We start from the raw sequence: 2,984 nt of genomic DNA, 5'->3' as shown, positions 1-2,984 counted from the left end.
GGCCCGCCTCCGGCGCCGGCCACTCGGCCGCGGCGCGGCGCAGGTCGATGCGCTGCGGCGGCGCCAGCGCCTGCGGCAGCGCGTCGGCGGCCAGCGCGAACCAGGCCTGATCCTGGTCCAGGCCAAGAAAGATGGCCTGCTCTGCCAGCGCGCCCAGGGCGGCGGCGCTGGCGATCAGCGGGCGTCCGTCGACATCGGCATGCGCCTGGCCATCGGCTTCCAGCACCAGCACCCTGGCCTGCTCCCAGGCCTGGCGCAGCGCGGCCGGGTCGTTGCGTACGGCATCGGCACGGTCGATCGCAGGACCGGCAAAGGCGAAAGAGGCAGGCGTCGGATCGGACATGCGCCGCAGGGTGCAGGCAAACCGTGCGTCCCGCAAGCCGCAGCGTGTCTACACGCTGAAGCTGCTGCCGCACCCGCAGGTGGTCTTGGCGTTGGGATTGCGGATCACGAACTGCGCTCCGTGCAGGCCTTCGCTGTAATCCACTTCCGCGCCCATCAGGTATTGCAGGCTGAGCGGGTCGACCAGCAGGGTGACCTGGTCGGTCTGCACCGCCAGGTCGTCCTCGGCGCGGTTCTCGTCGAACTCGAAGCCGTACTGGAAGCCGGAACAGCCGCCGCCCTGGATGTAGACGCGCAGCGCCAGCGCGTCGTTGCCTTCCTCGCGGATCAGCTCGCGCACCTTGGCCGCGGCGGCCGCGGTGAAGTTCAACGGCCGGTCCAGGGACTGGTAATCGGGCGTGGGCGCGGCGCCGGGCAGGGAGACGAGAGTGCTCATGGCGGGAGAATGGGGACGGCGGACGGCCGAATCAAGCCTCGGCGGTGAGCGCGCGCGGCGGCTCGGCGTCGCCGGCGGCCTCGCGGTGCGCTTCCGGTGGCGCCAGTGCGGCCAGGCTGCCGGCGTGGATCAGGCGCCCGGTCAGCTGCGCGCCTGCGTTCATCTCCACCACCTGGTAGTGCACGTTGCCCTGCACCCGCGCCTTCGACGCCAGTTCCACGCGCTCGGCGGCATGCACGTCGCCGATCAGCTGGCCGTTGATGATCACCACCGGTGCGCGCACCTCGCCCTCGATACTGCCGTGCTCGGACAGGGTCAACGTGGCCGGCGCGCCGTCTTCGGCGACGACCTTGCCGAGGATGCGCCCTTCCACGTAGAGGCCGCCGCTGAACACCAGGTCGCCGCGGATCACCACCTGCGCGCCGATCAGCGTATCGACCACGGTCTGGCCGCTGTTGCGGCTGTTCTTGTTCCCAAACATAGGCTGATTATTCCCCTTTGCCGTTACCGGCCAATGTCCAATCGAAGGTCTGGCTGACCGGCGCCCCGCCGCCGCTCAATGCCACCCGCACCCGTTGCGGGGTGAAGCCCTTGGGCAGGATCACGCTGCCGTCCAGTTGCTGGAAGTAGCGGAACGAGTAGTCCTGCCCGGGCACACCGGTCTTCTGGTGCAGTTCGTCCCAGCCGACGCTGGTCAGTTTGCCGCCGCGCACGCCTTCCACGGTCAGCCGCAATTGCCCCTGGCTGATCGCGCCGCGGTTGAGGTTCTGGGTCAGCACCACGTTGTAGCGCCAGGTGCCGCCGGCCTCGGCGGAGAACTCCACCGAATGCACGCTCAGGCCCTTGCGCTGGCTGGTCGCGCCGACCAGGCGCTCGTAGAACGCCACGTCGGCACGCAGCCCGGCGATCTCCTCGTCGCGCTCTGCCAGCGAACTCTGCACCTCGTTGTTGGCGGCGCGGCTGATCTGGTCGGAACGGGCCAGGGTCGCCTGGCGCTGGTTGAGCGTCTCGATCTGCCGCTGCTGCGCCTGCAGGTTGCGTTCGGCCTCGCGCAACTGCGCGCTGACCGCACTCAGCCGCGGCGCGGCCTGGCGGCTGGCCAGCCACCAGGTCAGGGCCAGCGACAGCAGCCACAGCCCGGCGAGCAGCAACCACAGCCCGCGGCCGCGGCGGGGCGCGGCGCCATTGGGCACGATCTGGAAACGGGGAACGGGTCGGTTCATGCGCGCTGCCGCGCCACCTAGGCGGCGCCGGCGTCGATCCTCGCGGGTCGGCCTGCTGGGCCACCTAGTGTAAGCCACCCTCCTGAGCGGCGCCGGACTGCGCGGCCGGCCCGCGCCGCGGGCTGGCCTTCGTGGCGGGCTTGGCCGATAGTGGCCGGCATCCGTGCTTTGCAGGAGCGCCTGCCATGACCGACGCCCATCTCTTCGTAATCGGCATCCTGCTGGCCTGGCTGGCCGGCATCCGCGTCTACCTGACCGTGTTCGGCATCGGCCTGGCCGGCCTGCTCGGCTGGCTGGAGCTGCCGCCGGCGCTGCAGGCGACGCAGTCGTGGTGGGTGCTCGGCACCTCCGGCGCGCTGGCGCTGGCCGAGTTCTTCGCCGACAAGATCCCCGGCGTGGATTCGGTGTGGGACCTGCTGCAGACCCTGACCCGGATTCCGGCCGGCGCCTTCCTGGCCGCGGCCACGCTTTCGCCCGACGGCCAGCTGAGCGCCGGCGCGCTGGCCACCGGCGCGGGCGTGGCGCTGACCAGCCACGCGCTCAAGGCCGGCACCCGCGCCCTGCTCAACACCTCGCCGGAACCGGCCAGCAACTGGATCGCCTCGCTGGCCGAGGATTCGGTGGTGATCGCCGCGCTGGCCCTGGCCCTCGCGCACCCGTGGCTGGCACTGACCGTCGTGCTGGCGGCGAGCGCGCTCGGCGCGTTGCTGGTGTGGTGGACATGGCGCCTGCTGTGGCGGGGCATGCGCCGCCTGCTGGCCTCGCCGACGGCACCGGTCGGCAACGTCTCGCACCCCGGCGCACAGCCATCGTGAACTTCGTCGCATAATTGGACGCGCCCCAGGAACCAGACGCGATGCCCGCCAACGACACCGCTCCGCTTTCCCCTCGCGAGGACGCGCGCGCGCGCCATGTCCGCGCCGAGACCCCGCCGCCGCACTACTGGCGGCGCTGGGTCGGCGACGCGGAGCGCGCGGCGCCCG

The 2,984-nt window shown here is 71.6% G+C and carries 5 protein-coding genes; 1 reads left to right on the top strand and 4 read right to left on the bottom strand.

Features of this window, described 5'->3' with window-relative positions; all coding sequences use genetic code 11:
* The 4 genes from D183_RS0110745 to D183_RS0110730 all read right to left on the bottom strand — a co-directional run.
* The coding region (locus D183_RS0110745) for an NUDIX-like domain-containing protein (RefSeq protein WP_017908991.1) at positions 1 to 343 on the bottom strand (343 nt) is incomplete at its 3' end.
* Between the two features lie 48 nt (positions 344 to 391).
* Complete coding sequence (gene erpA / locus D183_RS0110740) at positions 392 to 778, bottom strand: iron-sulfur cluster insertion protein ErpA (protein WP_017908990.1); 387 nt, start codon at positions 776 to 778, stop codon at positions 392 to 394.
* A 31-nt stretch (positions 779 to 809) separates the two neighbouring features.
* Entirely contained in the window at positions 810 to 1,259 is a 450-nt protein-coding gene (locus tag D183_RS0110735) for a bactofilin family protein (protein WP_017908989.1), read from the bottom strand.
* Between the two features lie 7 nt (positions 1,260 to 1,266).
* Positions 1,267 to 2,001 carry a DUF6776 family protein gene (locus D183_RS0110730; RefSeq protein ID WP_017908988.1) on the bottom strand — a complete coding sequence of 245 codons (735 nt, stop codon included), beginning with the start codon at positions 1,999 to 2,001 and terminating at the stop codon, positions 1,267 to 1,269.
* Between the two features lie 185 nt (positions 2,002 to 2,186).
* Between D183_RS0110730 and D183_RS0110725 the strand changes: the two genes are divergently transcribed.
* Complete coding sequence (locus D183_RS0110725; protein WP_017908987.1) at positions 2,187 to 2,816, top strand: DUF4126 domain-containing protein; 630 nt, start codon at positions 2,187 to 2,189, stop codon at positions 2,814 to 2,816.
* Positions 2,817 to 2,984: the final 168 nt, after the last annotated feature.

The organism is Xanthomonas sp. SHU 199, from assembly GCF_000364665.1.
Lineage (GTDB): Bacteria > Pseudomonadota > Gammaproteobacteria > Xanthomonadales > Xanthomonadaceae > Xanthomonas_A > Xanthomonas_A sontii.
The sequence above is the reverse complement of the archived record's forward strand: the minus strand, read 5'-3'. Positions and strand labels throughout refer to the sequence as shown.